The following is a 19,807-nucleotide window of genomic DNA, read 5'->3' on the forward strand; positions in this document are numbered from 1 at the left end:
TCCCGCCCCCGATCGGCAGCGGCACGGCCCGTGTCGTGCAGGTGGTGATCCGCATGAGCCTCATCGCCGAACTCCTGCCTCCTTCGAACGTCGTCATCGATCTGGACGCGAGCAGCAAGAAGCGCGTCTTCGAACAAGCCGGCCTCCTGTTCGAGAACAATCAGGGCATCGCCCGCAGCGTCGTCTTCGACAGCCTGTTTTCACGTGAACGCCTCGGCTCGACCGGCCTGGGCCAGGGCATCGCCATTCCCCACGGCCGCATCAAGGGCCTGAAGGACGCCGCCGGCGCCTTCCTGCGCCTTTCGGTCCCGGTGCAGTTCGACGCCCCCGACGGCCGCCCGGTCACGATGCTGTTCGTGCTGCTGGTGCCCGAGCAGGCCAACGAGACCCACCTGCAACTGCTCTCCGAGCTCGCACAGATGTTCAGCGACCGCGATTTCCGCGAGCAACTGCAGAACGCACCCGACGTCGCAACGATCCATTCGCTGTTCGCCTCCTGGGGCCCGCATGCGGCAGACCAGCGTCGCGCGGCTGTATGACCTGCACCGCGAACAGCTGGAGCTGACGCACGTCAGCGGCCGGCTGGACCGGGTCATCTCGGTCAACGAAGAGCGCATCTGGCCAGCCGACCTCGTCGGCCACCTCAACCTGATCCACCCGACGCGCATCCAGATCCTGGGCGCGGCCGAACTCGCGTGGGCGCAGCGCCATGCGCGCGACAAGGTCGCCCACCACCTCACCGAGATCATCGGTGCGCGCCCGCCGGCGATCATCGTCGCCGACGGCTGCGCGATCCCCGACATCCTGCGCGGCATCTGCGAATACGCCGACGTCGCGCTGATCACGACGCCGCAGCCCTCCGCGAGCGTGATCGACCAGTTGCGCCTGTACATGTCGCGCGAGCTCGCCGAGAAGATCTCCCTGCACGGCGTGTTCATGGACGTGCTCGGCATCGGCGTGTTCATCACCGGCAGCTCGGGCGCCGGCAAGTCCGAGCTCGCGCTCGAGCTGATCTCGCGCGGTCACGGGCTGGTCGCCGACGACATCGTCGAGTTCTCGCGCATCGCGCCGACCGTGCTCGAAGGGCGCTGCCCGGAGATGCTCAAGGACTTCATCGAGGTGCGCGGCCTGGGCATCCTCAACATCCGCACGATCTTCGGCGAGACCGCCTGCCGGCGCAAGATGCGCCTGCGCCTGATCGTGCATCTGGAACGCCGCCTGCCGGGCCAGTCCGACCCCTCGCGCCTGCCGGTGCAGCGCGAGACGCAGGACATCCTCGGCGTGCCGGTGATCCGCACCACCCTGCCGGTCGCGGCCGGACGCAACATCGCGGTGCTGCTCGAAGCTGCCGTGCGCTCGACCATCCTGCAGTTGCGCGGCATCGATTCGACGCAGGAATTCATCGACCGCCAGCAGCGCCTGCTCGACGCGGACGGCGAAACCCTCTGAACGGCACGGCCGGCAAGACGCTTGCCGCAGTGCCGCATCGGCTGATACGCTCAATGTCTTTGCGCCGCCCCGCGAAGGCTTCCCCGATGACTGCCGCAACACCGGATTACCTGGAAAAGATCCTCAATGCCCGCGTCTACGACGTGGCCGAGGAAACGCCGCTTGACCTCGCCACGAACCTCTCGGAGCGCGTGCATAACCGCGTCTTCCTGAAGCGCGAGGACATGCAGCCGGTGTTCAGCTTCAAGCTGCGCGGCGCGTACAACAAGATGGCGCACCTGTCGCCGCAGGCCCTCAAGCGCGGTGTGATCTGCGCCTCGGCCGGCAACCACGCGCAGGGCGTCGCGCTCTCCGCGCAGCGCATGGGCGTGCGCGCGGTGATCGTGATGCCGACCTCCACGCCGCAGATCAAGGTCGAGGCGGTCAAGGCGCGCGGCGGCGAGGTGGTGCTCGCGGGCGACTCCTACTCCGACGCCTACGCCCACGCGGTGGAGCTCGAGAAGACCGAGAAGCTGACCTTCGTCCATCCCTACGACGACCCGGACGTGATCGCCGGCCAGGGCACGATCGGCATGGAGATCCTGCGCGCGCACCCTGACCCGATCCACGCGGTGTTCTGCGCCGTCGGCGGCGGCGGCCTGATCGCCGGCGTGGCGGCCTACATCAAGCGCCTGCGCCCCGAAACCAGGATCATCGGCGTGGAGACCGTGGACGCCGACGCGATGACGCGCTCGCTCGCCGAAGGCCGGCGCGTCGAGCTCGAGCAGGTCGGGCTGTTCGCCGACGGCACTGCGGTGAAACTTGTTGGCGAGGAGACCTTCCGCCTGTGCCAGCAGTACGTCGATGAGATGATTCTGGTCGACAACGACGCGATCTGCGCGGCGCTCAAGGATGTGTTCGAGGACACACGCTCCATCCTCGAGCCCTCGGGCGCCCTCGCGGTCGCCGGCGCGAAGGAGTACGCGAAACGCCACAACCTGCACGGCAAGAACCTGGTTGCCGTGGCTTCCGGCGCGAACATGAACTTCGACCGCTTGCGCTTCGTCGCCGAGCGCGCCGAGGTCGGCGAACAGCGCGAGGCAGTGTTCGCAATAACGATCCCCGAGCGGCCGGGCTCCTTCCGCAAGTTCTGCAGCCTGATCGGCAACCGTCACATCACCGAGTTCAACTACCGCTACGCCGATCCGCAGCGGGCCCACATCTTCGTCGGCGTCGCGGTGCATAACCGTGCCGAGGCGACGCGCGTGGTCGAGATGCTGGAACGCCACGAGCTGCCCGCGGTGGACCTGACCGACGACGAGATGGCGAAGAGCCACATCCGTTACATGGTCGGCGGCCGGGCACCGCACGTGAACAACGAACTGGTGTACCGCTTCGAATTCCCCGAGCGTCCCGGCGCGCTGATGAACTTCCTCACCAGCCTGCATTCGGATTGGAACATCAGCCTGTTCCACTACCGCAACCACGGCTCCGATTTCGGCCGCGTGCTGGTGGGCATGCAGGTGCCGCCCGAGGACAAGGGCGCCTTCCAGGACTTCCTCGACCGGCTCGGCTACGAATACGCGGACGAGTCGGCCAATCCTGCCTACCGCATGTTCCTGGGCTGAGCGGGGAAGGCGCCGGCCTCGGTGACGATCCAGTCCATCGGACGATCGTGCGGCTGGGGCCACACGTCATCGACCCGCGCGAACTCGAAGCCCAGCCCCACCGCGACGGGATCCATCACCGCCAGGGTGCGGTCGAAGTATCCGCCGCCGTAGCCGACGCGGTAGCCCGCGGCGTCGAAGGCGTTGCACGGCACGAGGATCATGTCGGGAACGACCGCCTCGCCGTGCGCCGGATGCGGGATGCCGTGGCGGTCGAGCGGCATTTCCATGCCGGGAATCCAGCGGCGGAACTCCATCGGGCCGGCCTGATGCGGCACCACGGGCAGCAGCGCGACGCGCGCGCTGTCCGCCGCCAGCCAGTGCGTGACCCAGGCGCGCAGGTCCGGCTCGCCGCGGTAGGGCCAGCAGAAGCCCAGGCTCGTCGGCGCCAGGCGAGCGACGAGTTCGCCGAGATGGATTTCCAGATGGCGCATCAGCGCGGCGCGATGCGTCGCCGTGAGCGCCTGACGCGCGGCGATGGTGCGGGCGCGCAGGGCGCGGCGCTGCTCGGAGGGATCGGCGGAATCTATGCCGGGGGCAGGATGGGCGGAATTCACTGTGGTATGGTCGGGCTGATTGAAAGGGGATGGTAAGGGATGGCAAAGGGTTTGTGGGCGGCGCTGGCTCTGACGCTGGCGAGCCTGACGCAGGGAGCCTTCGGGCAGATCGGGGACGACCGCATCCTCGCCGCGCGCGAGGCGCTGCGCACCGGCGACCGTGCAATGCTGGAGCGCCTCGCTGCGGAGCGCGAGCCGCACGTGCTCGATCCCTACGTGCGCTACTGGCGGCTGACGAACATCCTCGCCCGTCCCGAAGCGCCGCCGGTCGACGAGCTCAACGAGTTCCTGCTGCGTGAGGCCGACAGCCTGCTCGCCGAGCGGCTGCGCGCGGACTGGCTGCGACGCATGGCGCGCGAATACGACTGGAGCGGTTTCCTTCAGGTGTACGCGGACCTGCGCGAACCGGACGCGGAGCTGCGCTGCCTGCAGCGCAATGCGCGCCTGGAGTCGGGCGACCTGAGCGTGCTGGAGGAGGTCCGCGCACGCTGGATGGAGCTCGCGGACAACCATAGCGCCTGCGAGCCGGTGTTCCGCACGCTGACCTTGGCGGGCCACATCGGCAGCGACGAGCTGTGGTGGCGCGTGCGGCGGCAGGTCGACAGCCGCAACCCATCGAACGCGCGCGCGACGCTGTCGTGGATGCCGGGCGCCGACGCGCCGCCGCTCGCCGACTTCGACCGCATGATGAAGAGCCCGGCGGCCTGGCTCGACCGCCTGCCGGCGAACTTCGCCCTCTCGCGCGCGGGACGCGAGCTGGCACTGGCCGCGCTGGTCCGGGTCGCGCGCGAGGACGTGTCGTCCGCCTACGCGCGCTTCGCACGCATCGAGGAGCGGCTGGGCGCCGAAGAGCGCGCCTACATTCACGCGACCCTCGGTCATCACGGGTCCTTGCAGGGCTCGCCGGGGGCGGTGCGCTGGTTCCGCGCCGCCGGCAAGGTGCCGATGAGCGCCGAGCAGCGCGCGTGGCGCGTACGCGCCGAGCTGCGCGTCGAGGACTGGCGCGGCGTGCAGACGGCGATCGAGGGCCTCGCCGCGACCGAGCAGACACAGCCGGAGTGGACCTACTGGCTCGGCCGCGCGCTCGCCGCACAGAACCGGCCGGCCGAGGCTGCGGCGCTGTTCCAGCGCATCGCCGGACAGCCCGGCTTCTACGGCATCCTCGCCGGCGAGGAGCTCGGCAAGCTCTTTGCCGCCCCCGCGCGCAACGGCAACATCACGGCCGAGGACATGGCGCGCGCCGAGGCCGACCCCGGCCTGCGCCGCGCGCTCGCGCTGTACCGGCTGGAGATGCGCACCGAAGGCATGCGCGAGTGGAACTGGTCGCTGCGCGGCCGCGACGAGGCCTTCCTGGTCGCCGCGGCACGGCTTGCGCTGCGCAACGAGATCTACGACCGCGCGATCAACACCGCCGAGCGCACCGACCCGCAGGCGAACTACGACCTGCGCTTCCTCACGCCGTATCGCCAGCTCATCGAGCCCCAGGTGCGCCAGCAGGGACTGGACATGGCCTGGGTGTATGGCCTGATGCGCCAGGAAAGCCGCTTCATCGCACCGGCACGCTCGAGCGCAGGCGCCCAGGGCCTGATGCAGGTGATGCCCGCCACGGGCAAGTGGGTCGCGCGCAAGATCGGCCTCGCCGGTTATCACCAGGGCATGCTGACCGACCCGGACACCAACGTGCTGCTGGGCACGAGCTACATGCGGCTGATCCTCGAGGATCTCGACGACCATCCGGTACTCGCGTCGGCCGGCTACAATGCGGGACCCGGGCGCGCACGAAAATGGCGCGACGAACGTCCGCTCGAAGGCGCGATCTATGCAGAGACGATCCCTTTCGACGAAACGCGCGATTATGTGAAAAAGGTGATGGCCAACGCCGTCATCTATGCCGCGATGCTGGAAGCGAAGCCGCAGTCGCTGAAGGCCCGTCTCGGCACCATCTCACCACGGCTGACGGCGGAACCGTAGCGCTGCCCGTCCTGCGCCAGGAGGCTGCAACATGAAACTGGAACGTGTCGTACTCATCGGCGGCACCGGGTTTGTGGGCCGCGTCGTTGCGAACCGCCTGTCGCGCGAGGGCATAAACGTGCTGGTGCCAACGCGGCGCTATACGCATGCGGGCGCGCTGCTGCCGATTCCGACGGTCGAGGTGGTGCAGGCCGACGTCCATGACCCCGCGACGCTGGAGCGAATGTTCGCCGGCGCCGACGCCGTCGTGAACCTCGTCGGCGTCCTGCACTCGCGCCCGGGCCGGCCCTACGGCCCGGATTTCGCGCGCGCCCACGTCGAGCTGCCGCGCAAGATCGTCGCTGCCTGCCAGGCGGCCGGCGTCGCGCGCCTCGTGCATATCAGCGCGCTCGGGGCGGCGGCGGACGGCCCGTCCGAATACCAGCGCTCCAAGGCCGCCGGAGAGGAGGCGATACGCGCGGCCGGCGATGCGCCCGCGTGGACGATCCTGCGCCCGTCGGTGATCTTCGGCCGCGAGGACAACTTCCTCAACATGTTCGTGCGCCTCGCGCAGCTCTTCCCCGTGCTGCCGCTCGCGGGGGCGCATGCGCGCTTTCAGCCGGTGCATGTCGACGACGTCGCCGAGGTGGTGTGGCGCAGTCTCATGGAACCCTCGGCGCGCGGCCAGACTTACGAAGTGGCGGGAGCGAAGGTGTACACGCTGCGCGAACTGGTCGAGTACGTCAGCGAACTCGCCGGCCGGCCGCGCCCGGTAATCCCGCTGCCCGAAAGCCTCGCGCTGCTGCAGGCGCGCCTGATGGAGCTCGCGCCGCGACCGCTAATGAGCCGCGACAACGTGCGCTCGATGCGCGTCGACAACGTCGCCGGCGGTGCTCCCCTGCCCTTCGGCATGCGGCCCGCCGGGCTCGAGGGACTCGCGCCGACCTGGATCGGCGAGGGGCATGTGCGCGCCCGCTACTACCCGATGCGCAGCCGCCCGCGCCGCCCGCGCCACGGCTGAGCCTCCCGCTGCACCCCGATACCCCTACGGAGACGACCGCATGAAACTGATCATCGGCAACAAGAACTACTCGTCCTGGTCCCTGCGTCCCTGGATGGCGGCACGCGCCAGCGGCCAGTCCTTCGAGGAGATCCGCATCCCGCTCTTCATCGAGGGCAGCCGCGAGCGCATCCTGCAGCACTCGCCCTCGGGCAAGGTGCCCTGCCTGATCGACCACGGCCTCGCGGTATGGGATTCGCTGGCGGTGTGCGAATACCTCGCGGAAAAGTCGCCCTCGCTGTGGCCGGCCGATCCCGCGGCACGCGCAGTGGCGCGCGCGATCAGCGCGGAAATGCACTCGAGCTTCCAGGACCTGCGCGAGAACATGCCGATGAACATCCGCAAGGACTACGCCGGCAAGGGCCACACGCCCGGCGTCGACGCCAACATCGCACGCATCGAGGCGATCTGGAACGACTGCCGCGCGCGCTTCGGGACGAAGGCCAATCCGGGCGGACCGTATCTCTTCGGCGCCTTCTCGATCGCGGACGCGATGTACGCCCCGGTCTGCTTCCGCTTCAAGACCTACGGCGTGCAGCCGGCGGGTGCCGCCGCCGAGTATCTCGCGGCGATGCTCGCCCACCCGGCGATGAAGGAATGGGAGGCGGCGGCACGCGCGGAGACCGAATCCATCCCCGCCGAGGACCTGTACGGCTGATGCGCTGCTATGTCGTCGGCGGCGCCGTGCGCGACCGCCTGCTCGGCCTGCCGGTGCAGGATCGCGACTGGGTGGTGGTCGGCGCCACGCCCGAGGAGATGCTCGCACGCGGCTTCCGCCCGGTCGGCAAGGACTTCCCCGTCTTCCTGCATCCGCGGACCAACGAGGAATACGCCCTCGCGCGCACCGAACGCAAGAGCGGACACGGCTACACCGGCTTCGTCGTACATGCCGCGCCCGACGTGACGCTGGAAGACGACCTGCTGCGGCGCGACCTGACGATCAACGCGATCGCCGCGGACGAGGATGGCACGCTGATCGACCCCTACGGCGGACAGGCGGACCTCGCCGCCCGCGTGTTCCGCCACGTGAGCCCGGCCTTTGCCGAAGACCCGGTGCGCGTCCTGCGCGTCGCGCGCTTCGCCGCGCGTTTCGGCGATTTCACGGTCGCACCGGAGACGCTGGCGCTGATGCGCGCGATGGTCGCCGACGGCGAGGTCGACCACCTCGTGCCCGAGCGCGTCTGGCAGGAACTCGCACGCGGGCTGATGGAGGACGTGCCCTCGCGCATGCTGCGCGTGCTGCGCGACTGCGGCGCGCTGGCACGCATCCTGCCCGAGGTGGAGCGCCTGTTCGGCGTTCCTCAGCCGGTGGAACACCACCCCGAGGTCGACACCGGCGAGCACGTGCTGCTGGTGCTCGACCACGCCGCGAAGACGCAGCAGCCGCTGGCCGTGCGCTGGGCCTGCCTGATGCACGACCTCGGCAAGGGCGACACGCCGGCGGACATCCTGCCGCACCATTACGGGCACGAGGCGAAGAGCGCGACGCGGGCGCGCGAAGTGTCGGAGCGCCTGCGCGCACCCGTCGAATGCCGCGACCTGGCGGTGATCTTCGCGCGCGAGCACGGCATCCTTCACCAGGTCGATAAGCTGCGTCCGGAAACCATGGTCAAGGTGCTCGAGACGGTCGACGCGCTGCGCCGGCCCGAACGCTTCGCCCTGCTGCTGAAAGCCGCCGCCTGCGACTACCACGGCCGCCCAGGCCGCGAGGCGCCCTACGTCCGTGCCGAGCGCTGGCGTGCGGCGCTGGCCGCGATCCAGGGCGTGGATGCGGGCGCGATCGCACGGGCCTGCGACGACAAGGCGCAGATCCCGCTGCGCGTGCATGCGGCGCGCGTCGCCGCGGTCAAGGCGCAGGGCCGGGCTGCCGATGCCGGCGGCGACACGAACTGAGCCGGGGTCGGGGCGGCGAAACGTGGGGGCGGACCCGGCGATCACCTGAATGCGCTGGTCGTCGGCGTGGTTGCCAAACTGTTCGTGCAGGCACGGATCGTAGGGCGGGAGGAGCCGAAGGCGTATCCCGCCACGCGGCCGTGGGCAAGGTCCCGACCGGTGGAATGGCGGGATACGCTACGCTTCTCCCGCCCTACGAGAACCGCAGGCGCCCGCCGGTCGCGAATCGCCCGCACGCCCGTAGGGCGGTTTCGTGCGATTGCCCTGTCGGCGCGGGCCGGGTCACAATGCCCGCAGGATTGCCCATGCCACCAGCGACAGAAGGATCGTGCTGGTAAACGGCAGATGAAACGGACGACCGAAGACGCGGAAATGCAGGTCTCCGGGCAGGTAGCCGAAGCGCAACCGGGTCAGCCCGGGCCGGAACAGGCCGATTACCAGTACCATCAGCACGATCACGACGAGCCACTTCAACACGCGCTGCTCCGGCAAATAAACATGCATTAGACCCCGCGAGGCCGCGCCGCCGCAACGTACCCGCCCGCCACAAGAAGACGCCAGGAATGACCGACACCACTTCCCCAACCTCGCCCACCGGAAGTCCCGTTGCAGCGGAGCTCCGCCCATGAACGCCAACCGTTTCGGCGACCTCGAAGTCCTCGCCTGCAGCCCGTCCGGCAAGCCCGCCTTCGCGACGCCGCTGCTCTTCATCCACGGCGCCTACACTGGCGCCTGGTGCTGGGCGGAGCACTTCCTGCCCTACTTCGCCGACGCCGGCTACACCTGCTATGCGGTGTCGCTGTCGGGGCACGGCGGCAGCCGGCGGCACGCCGCGCTCGACACGCTGTCGATCGACGACTACGTGCGCGACGTCGCCGAAGTCGTCACCCGCCTGCCCGCGCAACCGGTGCTGATCGGCCACTCGATGGGCGGGATGGTCGTGCAGAAGTACCTCGAGCGCGCCGGCGTGCCCGCCACGGTACTGCTGTGCTCGGTGCCGCCGCAGGGACTCATGGGCTCGGCGATCGGGCTGATCTTCAACAAGCCCAACCTCATCCACGACCTCAACAGCATGCTCAACGGCGGGCACCCCGCACCGGAGAGCCTGCGCGAGGCGCTCTTCCACCAGCCCGTCGACGACGCCGCGCTGATGCGCTTCTACCGCCAGTGCCAGCCCGAATCGCATCGCGCGATCTGGGACATGACGCTGTTCAACCTGCCGCAGCCGGCGCGTATGCACCGCCCGCCGATGCTGATCCTGGGCGCGGAGCACGATCACCTCATCCCGCCCGCGCAGGTGTCGATGACCGCAGCGATGTACGGCGAGCCCGCGCACATCTTTCCCGGCCTGGGCCACGGCGTGATGCTGGAACGCGACTGGCGCACGGTCGCCGACCACATTGCCGCGTGGCTTCCGACACAGATTGTTTGATCACGCGCTGGAAATCGTCATCATTCCCATTCATGATGGAAGCGAGGGTGCGAGGAGGCACCCTCGCCAGCCCCGTCACGGAACGTGATTCCGCGCCGTGCCGGAGTTGAAAACAAAGCGCGAGCCCGCACATACGGAGCAAGGGATTAAGGAATCGGACGCGGCTGCCGATAGTTCACCCAGGTAGCCGGATCACCCGAGCACGCAGCGGAGGCCAACATGGTGACGATCATGGACATGACGACGGGCAAGGCCATCGAGGAGCCGACGGAAGAGTACGGCGACGAGGTCCTCAACGCGAACTGGCTGCCGCCGCAGCCGGAAGTCGCGGCAAGGCTGCAGGAAGTCGAGCACGCGGCACATGAAGCGCAGCTGCCGCCGATCGACGTCGAACATTTCCTCGAAGCGGTGTACCGCTACCAGGAATGAACGGCCCGGCCGTTGCGCGCGAAACCGCGCCGCAGCGCCGGCCCGCAAGCGATGACGCGCCCGCGCCGGCCGGCGCGGGCGGCGTGTTGCATCCCGCTACAGTGCGTGCAATCGATCGCCGCGCATGAAGCCCAGCAGCGGCTCGGCGATGCCGCGCCCCACCGCGAGCACCTTGAAGAGCTCCCCCATCTCCTGCGGCGTCGTCAGGCGCTGCACGGCGCGCGCCGCGCGGATGTAGTCCGCGCTCTCCTCCGGCGCGCGCCGCGCGAGGCAATCCAGCACCCCGCAGTTGAACAGGAAGGCCGCCTGGTTGGTGTAACCCAATACGTCCAGCCCGGCGTCGAACGCGGCTTCCGCGACCGCGGTGAAATCAACGAACGCAGTGATGTCGTTCAACCCCGGCCACAGGAAAGGGTCGGGATGCGCGTTGTGGCGGTAGTAGCACAGCAGCGTGCCGCTCGAGCGCGAAGGCAGGTAGTACTCGGCGCGTGGATAGCCGTAGTCGATCAGCAGCAGTGCGCCGCGATCCAGCCGCGCGGCCCACTCGCCGATCCATGCGCGCCCGGCGAGGTTGATCTCGGTGACGTACTCGGCGCTGTCCGAACGCGGCAGCTCGAGCGCGGCGGCCGCGGCGGCGACCGCGCCGGTGGCGGGCGAATCCGCCCAGCGCAGCACGCCCTCCCCGTCGACCGCCACGCCGCGTTCGTACAGCGCGTCGCCGCGCGTGGCGACCAGATGCACAGGCATTACGTCGAGCACCTCGTTCGCCACCACGGCGCCGGCGAAGCGCTCGGGCAGCGTGTCGAGCCACTGCACGCGCGGGGCCAGATGCGGCGCCTTCGCCGCCAGCGTGTCGAACTGGCGCTCGCGCAGCTCGCCCGAGACTTCCAGGATGCCGTAGCTCTCCGGCGCGCAGCGGCGGCGCTCGAGCTCCAGCAGCAGGTCCGCGGCGAGCAGGCCCGTGCCGGCGCCGACCTCGATCACGTGGGGCGCGGACGCGCGCATCACCTGCTCGACCTGCGCCGCGAGCGCCTGGCCGAACAGCGGCGTGAGTTCCGGCGAGGTGATGAAGTCGCCGCCGGGACCGAACTTTCGCGCGCCGCCGCTGTAATACCCCAGGCCCGGCGCATACAGCGCGAGCTCCATGTAGCGCGAGAACGGGATCCAGCCGCCGGCCTCGGCAATGGCGGCGGTGATCGTGCGGAGAAGGCGCGTGCTCTGTTCGAGGGCGTCGGCAGAAGGTTCAGGCAGGGACATGGGCGAAGTGCGACGGAAAACGCGTATTCTAACCGGCGCGCCGCAGTCCCCGCGGAGGCCGCTGCCTCCCCGCGCGGGACGGCTTCGCCGTGGGAGCGGCTTCAGCCGCGAAGGGGCGGCTCCGCTCATGGCACGACCGATTCGCGGCTGAAGCCGCTCCCACACGACCGCACACGATATTCACAAGCCCCTCCGACCATGGACAAGCAGGACACTCCCGTCATCCTCATCACCGGCGCCGCACGGCGCGTCGGCGCCGAAATCGCGCGAACGCTGCATGCCGCGGGCGCGAACGTGGTGCTGCATTACCGCAGCTCGGGCGGCGACGCCGATGCGCTCGCCGACGCACTGAACCGCGTGCGCCCCGGCTCGGCCTGGACGGCACACGCCGACCTGCAGGAAGACGGCGCCCCCGAGGCCCTCGCTGACGCCGTGCTGGCGCGCCACGGCCGCCTCGATGCACTGGTGAACAACGCGTCGAGCTTCTTCCCCACGCCGCTCGGCACGATCGATGCCGCAGCCTGGAGCAACCTGATCGGCTCCAACCTGAAGGGGCCGCTGTTCCTGTCGCAGGCCCTCGCCCCGGCGCTGCGCGCGGCGCGCGGTGCGATCGTGAACATTGTCGATATCCACGCCGAGCGCCCCCTGCGCCACTACCCGCTGTACTGCGCCGCCAAGGCCGGGCTGCTGGGGCTGACCAGGGCGCTCGCGGTCGAGCTCGCCCCCGAGGTGCGCGTGAACGGCGTATCGCCGGGCGCCGTGGACTGGCCCGAGGATGGCCAGATCGCGCCCGCCGAGCAGGACCGGATCGTGCGCCACACGCTGCTCGGCCACAGCGGCAGCCCCGCCGACATCGCCCGCACCGTGAGCTTCCTGGTGTTCGACGCGCCCTACATCACCGGCCAGATCCTCGCGGTCGATGGCGGGCGCAGCGCGCACCTTTGAGTGAGCCTTTAGCCCGACCTCCGAATTCCGTTCGCCCCGAGCCTGTCGCAGCCCTGCCAGCACCCTTCGACAGGCTCGGGCGAATGGAGACGCTAAGCCCCCGCGCGCAAAGGTATAATCCGCCCCGTCTTTCCTGCAGGACTCCCGCCGTGAACGCCCCCGCCGCTGCCGCCGAGGCAGCCCTCCCGACCCCCGACGCACTCGCCGCCGAGGCTCGCCATCCCGCCACAGCGGGCGACGCCCGCTTCTCCAACACCTTCCTGCGCCTGAAGAAGAAGCTCGAGCGCGGCGTCGGCAAGGCGATCGCCGACTTCAACATGATCGGCGAAGGCGACACCGTGCTGGTGTGCGTGTCGGGCGGCAAGGACTCCTACACGCTGCTGTCCTGCCTGATGGCGCTGCGCGAGCGCGCACCGGTGAACTTCCGCATCGTCGCGATGAACCTGGACCAGAAGCAGCCCGGCTTTCCCGCCGACGTGCTGCCGGCCTACTTCGAGTCGATCGGCATCGAGTACCGCATCGTCACCGAGGACACCTACTCGATCGTCAAGGACAAGATCCCCGAGGGCAAGACGACCTGCTCGCTGTGCTCGCGCCTGCGCCGCGGCATCATCTACCGCGTCGCCAAGGAGATCGGCGCCACGCGCATCGCGCTCGGCCATCACCGCGACGACATGATCGAGACGCTGTTCCTCAACATGTTCTTCGGCGGCAAGCTGAAGGCGATGCCGCCGAAGCTGGTCAGCGACAACGGCGAGCACGTCGTGATCCGCCCGCTCGCCTACTGCACCGAGAACGACATCGCGCGCTTCGCGCGCACGATGGACTTCCCCATCATCCCGTGCAACCTGTGCGGCTCGCAGGAGAATGCGCAGAGGAAGCAGATCAAGAACATGCTGCAGGGCTGGGCGCGCGAGTTCCCCGGGCGCATCGAGTCGATCGCGACGGCGATGACCCAGGTCGTGCCCTCGCACCTCGCCGACAATTCGCTGTTCGACTTCCGCGGCCTCACGCGCGACACCCTGGTGGCCGAGGGCGACATCGCCTTCGACCGCCCCGAACTGCCCGCGCCGAGCCGCGTGATCCCCATCGTGAGTGAATTCACGGACGAGGACTGAGCGCCTATGCCGGCGGCTTGCGTCGCCGCTACCATTTGACGATCATTTCCAGACCCCGCGACTTCACCTCCAGCAGCGCCCGGCAGCCCCCCCGCCGGCCCGCAACAGCAACGGAATCCCGGCCATGACCGAGCCGAACAACGTCTGCGTCCTCGTCGTCCAAATACCCGGAGCGGACCGTATCGCCGAGGCGCTCGAGCCGACCGAGGCGCGGCGAGCGCTGGAGCGCTGCATGCACCGCATCGACCTTGCCATCGAGGCCCACGGCGGCACGGCGGAGCGACGCGCCGACGCCGGCGTGTGCGCGAGTTTCCGGCATGGCGACGCGGCGGTGCTCGCCATCTGCGAGATGTTCGACCGCGTGCAGAGCCTGCCGCCGCTGCGCGGCCTGCGCATGACGATCAGCATCGGCCTGCATTGCGGAACCGGTGCGGAGGACGCAGAACGCGGCGCCACGCGCCTGGCGGAGACGGCCAAGCCGGGGCACGCCCTTGCGAGCGAGGCCGTCGTCACGCAACTGTCGGCCACCGGACGGCAATTCGTCGCCACCTCGCCCTCGCGCAACCCCGCGCTTGCGGGCCTGGGCTGGACCGCCTTCGCGGTGGCGCGCCAGCCCGCCGCTGCCTCGACTCCGGTCGACAAACCGCCCGAGCCGCGCGTGCGCATCCGCCACGGGCAGGACACCCTGTTCGTGGACCATGCACGCCCGGTCGTGCTGCTCGGACGCGAGCTTGGCAACGACATCGTGATCGCCGACCCGCGCGCGTCGCGCCAGCATGCCCGCATCGAGCGTCGGCGCGACGGCTTCGTGCTGATCGACCAGAGCACCAACGGCACCTTCCTCGCCGACGACAGCGGCAAGGAGAGCTGCATCAAGGGCGCCGAGCTGGTGCTCACCGGCAGCGGGCGCATCGGCTGCGGCTTTTCGGCGAACGAGGTCGAGCGCGAGCTGGTGTTCGTCGACATCGTCTGATGCACTTGGCCGAAGTGGATGCAAGGCCCGACGAGGCGGGACGCGGCAACGCACGAAGGGCCATGTGGGAGCGGCTTCAGCTGCAAATGGACCGCACCGCGTGCGACAACACCCATTCGCGGCTGAAGCCGCTCCCACAGGAAGCCCGCCCCCCGTTCGGCGCTGAAGCCGGCCCCACTGGGGAAATACCGGCGCAGGCTCGCCGATGAGCTTCCTGACCCTGCTCGACCCCGGCCCCGACGCCGGGCTGGCCGCCCTCTTCGTGTCGAGCTTCCTGTCGGCGACGCTGCTGCCGGGCGGCTCGGAGCTGGTGCTCGCCGGCGTCCTGAGCCTGCGCCCGGAACAGCTCATGGCCGCCCTGGCGCTCGCGACGCTCGGCAACACGCTGGGCGGGATGAGCACCTGGGGCCTCGCGCGCCTGCTGCCGCAACGCGCCGACACCACCCGCCTCGACTGGGTGCGCCATCACGGCGCGCCGGTGCTGCTGCTGTCGTGGGCGCCCGTCGTCGGCGACGCCCTGTGCGCGGCCGCCGGATGGCTGCGCCTGCCCTGGCTAGCCTGCCTGCTGTGGATGGGGCTCGGCAAGCTGCTACGCTACGCCCTCATCGCCTTTTCCGTCACCTGAGCTTTTCGTCACTCCCCATGAACATCCAGCGCCTGGGCACCACCGCCCGCTATTCCGACATCGTCATCCACAACGGCACCGCCTGGATCGTCGAGGTTCCCGCCAGCGAAGACGCCGACGCCGGGACACAGACGAGCGAGATCCTCGCGAGCCTCGACACCCTGCTGGCCCGCGCCGCAAGCAGCCGCGAGCGCCTGCTCTCGGCAACGATCTACCTCACCGACATGGCCGACTACGACGCGATGAACGCCGTGTGGGACGCCTGGCTGCCGGCCGGCACGGCCCCGTCGCGCGCCTGCGTGCAGGTCGCCGGGCTGGCGCGGCCGGGCTGGCGGGTGGAGATCGCCGTGGTTGCCGCAAGCGCGCACCGGGACTGAACTTTCGCGCGCAAAACTGTCCGAAAACAGGACCAACCCGCTGGAAAATCAAGACCCTACGAATCGAAGGGGCTTGAAGCGCGCGTATATTGCACTGCGGTAAGTTACAATTTGCGGTTCACTGCCGTCCGGTACCGGAAGATCTCATGACCCAACGCCTGCGCGAGATTCCATATAACTACACCTCGTTCTCCGACCGCGAGATCGTCATCCGCCTGCTCGGCACCGACGCGTGGCAGATACTGAACACGCTGCGCGACGAACGCGTCACCGGCCGCTCGGCGCGCATGCTGTACGAGGTGCTGGGCGACATCTGGGTCGTGCAGCGCAATCCCTACCTGCAGGACGATCTGCTCGGGAACCCGGAGCGCCGCCAGGCGCTGATCGAGGCGCTGCGCCACCGCCTGACCGAAGTCGAGAAGCGCCGCGAGGAAAGCGCGACCGAGGACCCGGAGCGCAGCGGGAAGGTCGCGAGGCTGGTCACAGCCGCACACGGCGCGGTGGACCGCTTCGCCGCCTTTTTCACCGAGACGGGTGCGCTGCGCAGGCAGACGATGAAGGCGCTGGCGCGCCACACGCGGCGCGACAACATCTGCTTCGACGGCCACGCGCGCGTCTCCCACGTCACCGACGCCACCGACTGGCGCGTCGAGTACCCCTTCGTGGTCCTGTACCCCGACACCGAAGAGGAGATGGCGCCGCTCGTGAAGAGCTGTATCGAGCTCGGGCTCACGATCATTCCGCGCGGCGGCGGCACCGGCTACACCGGCGGCGCCGTGCCGCTCGATGCCCGTTCGGTGGTCATCAACACCGAGAAGCTGATCGACCTCGGCAAGGTCGAGGAAATGCTGCTGCCCGACCGCAGCGGCAATCCGGCCCTGTCCTACATGACGATCCGCACTGGCGCGGGCGTCGTCACCGAGCGCGTGGCCGAAGCCGCCGCCGGGGCAGGCCGCGTGTTCGCCGTCGACCCGACCTCCGCGAGCGCCTCGTGCATCGGCGGCAACATCGCGATGAACGCCGGCGGCAAGAAGGCCGTGCTGTGGGGCACCGCGCTCGACAACCTGGCGTGGTGGAAGATGGTCACGCCCGACGGCAACTGGCTGGAGGTCGAGCGCCTCGACCACAACTTCGGCAAGATCCACGAGCAGGAGACCGTGCGGTTCCGCCTGCGCCGCTTCGACGCCGCGAACTACGCGCTGCTCGGCGAGGAGATCCTGACGCTGCCGGGCGCCTCGTGCCGCAAGACCGGGCTGGGCAAGGACGTCACCGACAAGTTCCTCGGCGGCGTGCCGGGCGTGCAAAAGGAAGGCACGGACGGCCTGATCGTCGCCGCGCGCTGGGTGCTGCACAAGATGCCGCCGGTGACGCGCACCGTGTGCCTCGAATTCTTCGGCCAGGTGCGCGAGGCGGTGCCGGCGATCGTCGAGATCACCGACTGGTTCAAACCCGGCGCCGAGGGCGCACGCCTGGGTGTGCAGCTCGCCGGCCTCGAGCACCTCGACGAACGCTACGTGAAGGCGGTCGGCTACACGACCAAGGCCAAGCGCCACGGCCGGCCGAAGATGGTGCTGATCGGCGACATCGTCGGCCATGACGAGGCCGCCGTGATGGCCGCCGCCTCGGAAGTCGTGCGCATGTGCAACGTGCGCGCCGCCGAAGGCTTCATCGCCGTGAGTCCCGAGCAGAGGAAGCGCTTCTGGCTCGACCGCTCGCGCACCGCGGCGATCTCGCGCCACACCAACGCGTTCAAGGTGAACGAGGACGTCGTGATCCCGCTGCCGCGCATGGGCGACTACTGCGACGGCATCGAGCGCATCAACATCGAGCTGTCGACGCACAACAAGCTCGAGCTGTGCGACGCGCTGAGCGAATTCCTGCAGGGCGACCTGCCGCTGCACCAGGGTGACGCGAACCTTTCCGCCGAGGAACTGATCGGCGACCGCCGCCAGGCCGCGCTCGACTATGTCGCCAGCGTGCGCCGGCGCTGGCAGTGGCTGCAGGACAATCTCGACCTGCCGCTCGCGCAGGCGGAAGCCGCTTTCGGCGAGTATGGCGTGCACGCCGGCGAGCTGACCAACCGCGCCGCGAATCCGAAGCTCTTCCACCGCCTGCAGGACTACTCGGTACGCACCTCGTGGAAGACCGAGCTCAAGCCGCGCCTCGACAAGATCTTCGACGGCGTGCTGTTCCGCCCCGTGCTCGCGCGCATCGAGGAAGTGCACAAGGAAGTGCTGCGCGGGCGCGTCTTCGTCGCGCTGCACATGCACGCCGGCGACGGCAACGTGCATACCAACATCCCGGTGAACTCCGACCACTACGAGATGCTGCAGACCGCGAACCGCGCGGTCGACCGCATCATGGCGCTGGCGCGTTCGCTCGACGGCGTGATCTCGGGCGAGCACGGCATCGGCATCACCAAGCTCGACTACCTCACCGACGAGGAGATGGCGAACTTCTGGTCGTACAAGCAGAAGGTCGACCCGGAAGGCCGCTTCAACCGCGGCAAGCTGATGCGGGGCGGAAACCTCGACAACGCCTACACGCCCAGCTTCAACCTGATGGGCCACGAATCGCTGATCATGGAGCAGACCGAGATCGGCGACATCGCGCACGACATCAAGGACTGCCTGCGCTGCGGCAAGTGCAAGCCGGTGTGCTCGACGCACGTGCCGCGCGCGAACCTGCTGTACAGCCCGCGCAACAAGATCCTCAGCACCTCGCTGCTGATCGAGGCCTTCCTGTACGAGGAGCAGACGCGGCGAGGCGTGTCGCTCGCGCACTGGGCCGAGTTCGAGGACGTCGCCGACCACTGCACCGTGTGCCACAAGTGCGAGAAGCCGTGTCCGGTCGATATCGACTTCGGCGACGTATCGATCAAGATGCGCAACCTCCTCAGGAAGCAGGGCAAGAAGAGCTTCAACCCCGGCAAGGCCGCGGCGATGGCCTTCCTCACCGCGAAGGATCCGGCGACGATCAAGCTGATCCGCACCGGCATGCTCCAGTGGGGCTACAAGGCGCAGCGCCTCGGCCACCGCATCGGCAAGTCGCTGGGCCTGATCCAGTCGCAGGTGAAGGCGCCGCCCGCGACGCTGGGCAAGCCGCCGATCAAGGCGCAGGTGATCCACTTCATCAACAAGCCCATGCCCGGCAACCTGCCCAAGCGCACCAGCCGCGCACTGCTCGACATCGAGGACGACAAGGTCATCCCGGTGATCCGCAACCCGCAGGTGAAGCGCGACGAATCGGAAGCCGTGTTCTACTTCCCCGGCTGCGGCTCGGAGCGCCTCTTCAGCCAGGTCGGCCTCGCGACGCAGGCGATGCTCTACCAGGTCGGCGCCACGACCGTGCTGCCGCCCGGGTATCTGTGCTGCGGCTACCCGCAGACCTCGGCGGGCGAGGACGACAAGGGCCAGCAGATCACGACGGACAACCGCGTGCTGTTCCACCGCGTCGCCAACACGCTGAACTACCTCGACATCAAGACCGTGATCGTGTCCTGCGGCACCTGCATGGACCAGCTGTTGAAGTACCAGTTCGACAAGATCTTCCCCGGCTGCCGCCTGCTCGACATCCATGAGTACCTGATGGAGAAGGGCCTGAAGCTGGAGGGGGTCACGGGCACCAAGTACATGTACCACGAGCCCTGCCACACGCCGATGAAGGTGCATTCGGGCATCAAGGTCGCCAACGAGCTGATGGGCACGCGCGTCGATCTGAGCGACCGCTGCTGCGGCGAGTCGGGCACGCTCGCCGCAGCGCGCCCCGACATCTCGACCCAGGTGCGTTTCCGCAAGCAGCAGGAGATCGAGAAGGGTGCGGCCGCGCTGCGCGACGGCGGCCACGATCCGGTCAAGATCCTGACTTCCTGCCCGTCCTGCCTGCAGGGCCTGTCGCGGTATGCGAACGATGCGGGCGGGGTGGAAGCGGACTACATCGTCGTCGAGATCGCCAAGCACGTGCTGGGCGAGAACTGGATGCCGGAGTACGTGCAGCGCGCCAACAACGGCGGTATCGAGCGGGTGCTGCTGTAACGCGTTCCCTCGGGGATTTTATCCGTGGGAGCGGCTTCAGCCGCGAACGGGCGCCGATTCGC

At 69.0% G+C, this 19,807-nt stretch carries 18 protein-coding genes; 15 read left to right on the forward strand and 3 right to left on the reverse strand.

All coding sequences use genetic code 11. The annotated features are described in order from the left end of the window. The first annotated feature begins 53 nt into the window (after positions 1–53). The 3 genes from ptsN to ilvA all read left to right on the forward strand — a co-directional run bounded on the left by ptsN (position 54) and on the right by ilvA (position 3,056). On the forward strand, positions 54–539 hold the full coding sequence (ptsN, locus tag U5817_RS23575; RefSeq protein WP_169132390.1) for a PTS IIA-like nitrogen regulatory protein PtsN: 486 nt from the start codon (positions 54–56) through the stop codon (positions 537–539). Then, complete coding sequence (hprK, locus tag U5817_RS23580; protein ID WP_169132389.1) at positions 508–1,449, forward strand: HPr(Ser) kinase/phosphatase; 942 nt, start codon at positions 508–510, stop codon at positions 1,447–1,449. Before ptsN ends, hprK begins: the two co-directional genes overlap by 32 nt. Positions 1,450–1,535: 86 nt before the next feature. After that, positions 1,536–3,056 carry a threonine ammonia-lyase, biosynthetic gene (ilvA, locus tag U5817_RS23585; RefSeq protein WP_407279021.1) on the forward strand — a complete coding sequence of 507 codons (1,521 nt, stop codon included), beginning with the start codon at positions 1,536–1,538 and terminating at the stop codon, positions 3,054–3,056. Here the strand turns inward: ilvA and U5817_RS23590 are convergent. Further along, entirely contained in the window at positions 3,035–3,652 is a 618-nt protein-coding gene (locus tag U5817_RS23590; protein WP_169132387.1) for a 5-formyltetrahydrofolate cyclo-ligase, read from the reverse strand. The two genes, ilvA and U5817_RS23590, sit on opposite strands and share 22 nt — an antisense overlap. Before the next feature lie 39 nt (positions 3,653–3,691). On the opposite strand from U5817_RS23590, the gene U5817_RS23595 reads away from it, so the two are divergent. From U5817_RS23595 to U5817_RS23610, 4 genes are read left to right on the forward strand one after another with little or no spacing between them, the layout of a single operon-like run. Next, the gene (locus U5817_RS23595; protein ID WP_407279022.1) at positions 3,692–5,623 is read left to right on the forward strand and encodes a transglycosylase SLT domain-containing protein; all 1,932 of its coding nucleotides are present in this window, start codon (positions 3,692–3,694) and stop codon (positions 5,621–5,623) included. A gap of 31 nt (positions 5,624–5,654) precedes the next feature. Continuing rightward, positions 5,655–6,623, forward strand: coding sequence for a complex I NDUFA9 subunit family protein (locus U5817_RS23600; protein WP_407279023.1), 969 nt, complete (start codon positions 5,655–5,657; stop codon positions 6,621–6,623). Between the two features lie 40 nt (positions 6,624–6,663). Further along, entirely contained in the window at positions 6,664–7,320 is a 657-nt protein-coding gene (locus U5817_RS23605; protein ID WP_407279024.1) for a glutathione S-transferase family protein, read from the forward strand. Further along, complete coding sequence (locus U5817_RS23610; RefSeq protein WP_407279025.1) at positions 7,320–8,555, forward strand: multifunctional CCA addition/repair protein; 1,236 nt, start codon at positions 7,320–7,322, stop codon at positions 8,553–8,555. The genes U5817_RS23605 and U5817_RS23610 overlap by 1 nt, the downstream gene beginning before the upstream one ends. A gap of 282 nt (positions 8,556–8,837) precedes the next feature. Here the strand turns inward: U5817_RS23610 and U5817_RS23615 are convergent, their stop codons facing one another. After that, positions 8,838–9,032: a DUF2905 domain-containing protein gene (locus U5817_RS23615; protein WP_407279026.1), complete on the reverse strand. Its 195-nt coding sequence runs from the start codon at positions 9,030–9,032 to the stop codon at positions 8,838–8,840. A gap of 148 nt (positions 9,033–9,180) precedes the next feature. Here U5817_RS23615 and U5817_RS23620 point away from each other — a divergent pair, with 148 nt between their 5' ends. Together U5817_RS23620 and U5817_RS23625 are read left to right on the forward strand one after the other, a co-directional pair. Beyond that, positions 9,181–9,987, forward strand: a complete 807-nt coding sequence (locus U5817_RS23620; protein ID WP_169132381.1) for an alpha/beta hydrolase — start codon at positions 9,181–9,183, stop codon at positions 9,985–9,987. A gap of 219 nt (positions 9,988–10,206) precedes the next feature. After that, entirely contained in the window at positions 10,207–10,416 is a 210-nt protein-coding gene (locus U5817_RS23625) for a hypothetical protein (protein ID WP_169132380.1), read from the forward strand. 96 nt (positions 10,417–10,512) lie between these two features. On the opposite strand, the gene U5817_RS23630 is transcribed toward U5817_RS23625, so the two are convergent. After that, positions 10,513–11,673 (reverse strand): class I SAM-dependent methyltransferase, encoded by a 1,161-nt coding sequence (locus U5817_RS23630; RefSeq protein ID WP_407279027.1) that lies wholly within the window; start codon positions 11,671–11,673, stop codon positions 10,513–10,515. Between the two features lie 198 nt (positions 11,674–11,871). Here U5817_RS23630 and U5817_RS23635 point away from each other — a divergent pair, with 198 nt between their 5' ends. From U5817_RS23635 to U5817_RS23660, 6 genes are all read left to right on the forward strand, one after another. Then, on the forward strand, positions 11,872–12,618 hold the full coding sequence (locus U5817_RS23635) for a pteridine reductase (protein WP_407279028.1): 747 nt from the start codon (positions 11,872–11,874) through the stop codon (positions 12,616–12,618). Positions 12,619–12,767: 149 nt separating this feature from the next. Further along, positions 12,768–13,736 (forward strand): tRNA 2-thiocytidine(32) synthetase TtcA, encoded by a 969-nt coding sequence (ttcA, locus tag U5817_RS23640; RefSeq protein ID WP_407279029.1) that lies wholly within the window; start codon positions 12,768–12,770, stop codon positions 13,734–13,736. 124 nt (positions 13,737–13,860) lie between these two features. Further along, positions 13,861–14,709 carry an FHA domain-containing protein gene (locus U5817_RS23645; protein WP_407279030.1) on the forward strand — a complete coding sequence of 283 codons (849 nt, stop codon included), beginning with the start codon at positions 13,861–13,863 and terminating at the stop codon, positions 14,707–14,709. Positions 14,710–14,914: 205 nt separating this feature from the next. Then, complete coding sequence (locus U5817_RS23650) at positions 14,915–15,334, forward strand: YqaA family protein (RefSeq protein ID WP_407279031.1); 420 nt, start codon at positions 14,915–14,917, stop codon at positions 15,332–15,334. 17 nt (positions 15,335–15,351) lie between these two features. Further along, positions 15,352–15,711 (forward strand): RidA family protein, encoded by a 360-nt coding sequence (locus U5817_RS23655; RefSeq protein ID WP_407279032.1) that lies wholly within the window; start codon positions 15,352–15,354, stop codon positions 15,709–15,711. A 146-nt stretch (positions 15,712–15,857) separates the two neighbouring features. After that, positions 15,858–19,745, forward strand: a complete 3,888-nt coding sequence (locus U5817_RS23660) for a DUF3683 domain-containing protein (RefSeq protein WP_407279033.1) — start codon at positions 15,858–15,860, stop codon at positions 19,743–19,745. The last annotated feature ends 62 nt before the right edge of the window (positions 19,746–19,807 follow it).

The organism is Aromatoleum evansii, from assembly GCF_045689615.1.
In the GTDB taxonomy this organism is placed as follows: domain Bacteria; phylum Pseudomonadota; class Gammaproteobacteria; order Burkholderiales; family Rhodocyclaceae; genus Aromatoleum; species Aromatoleum evansii.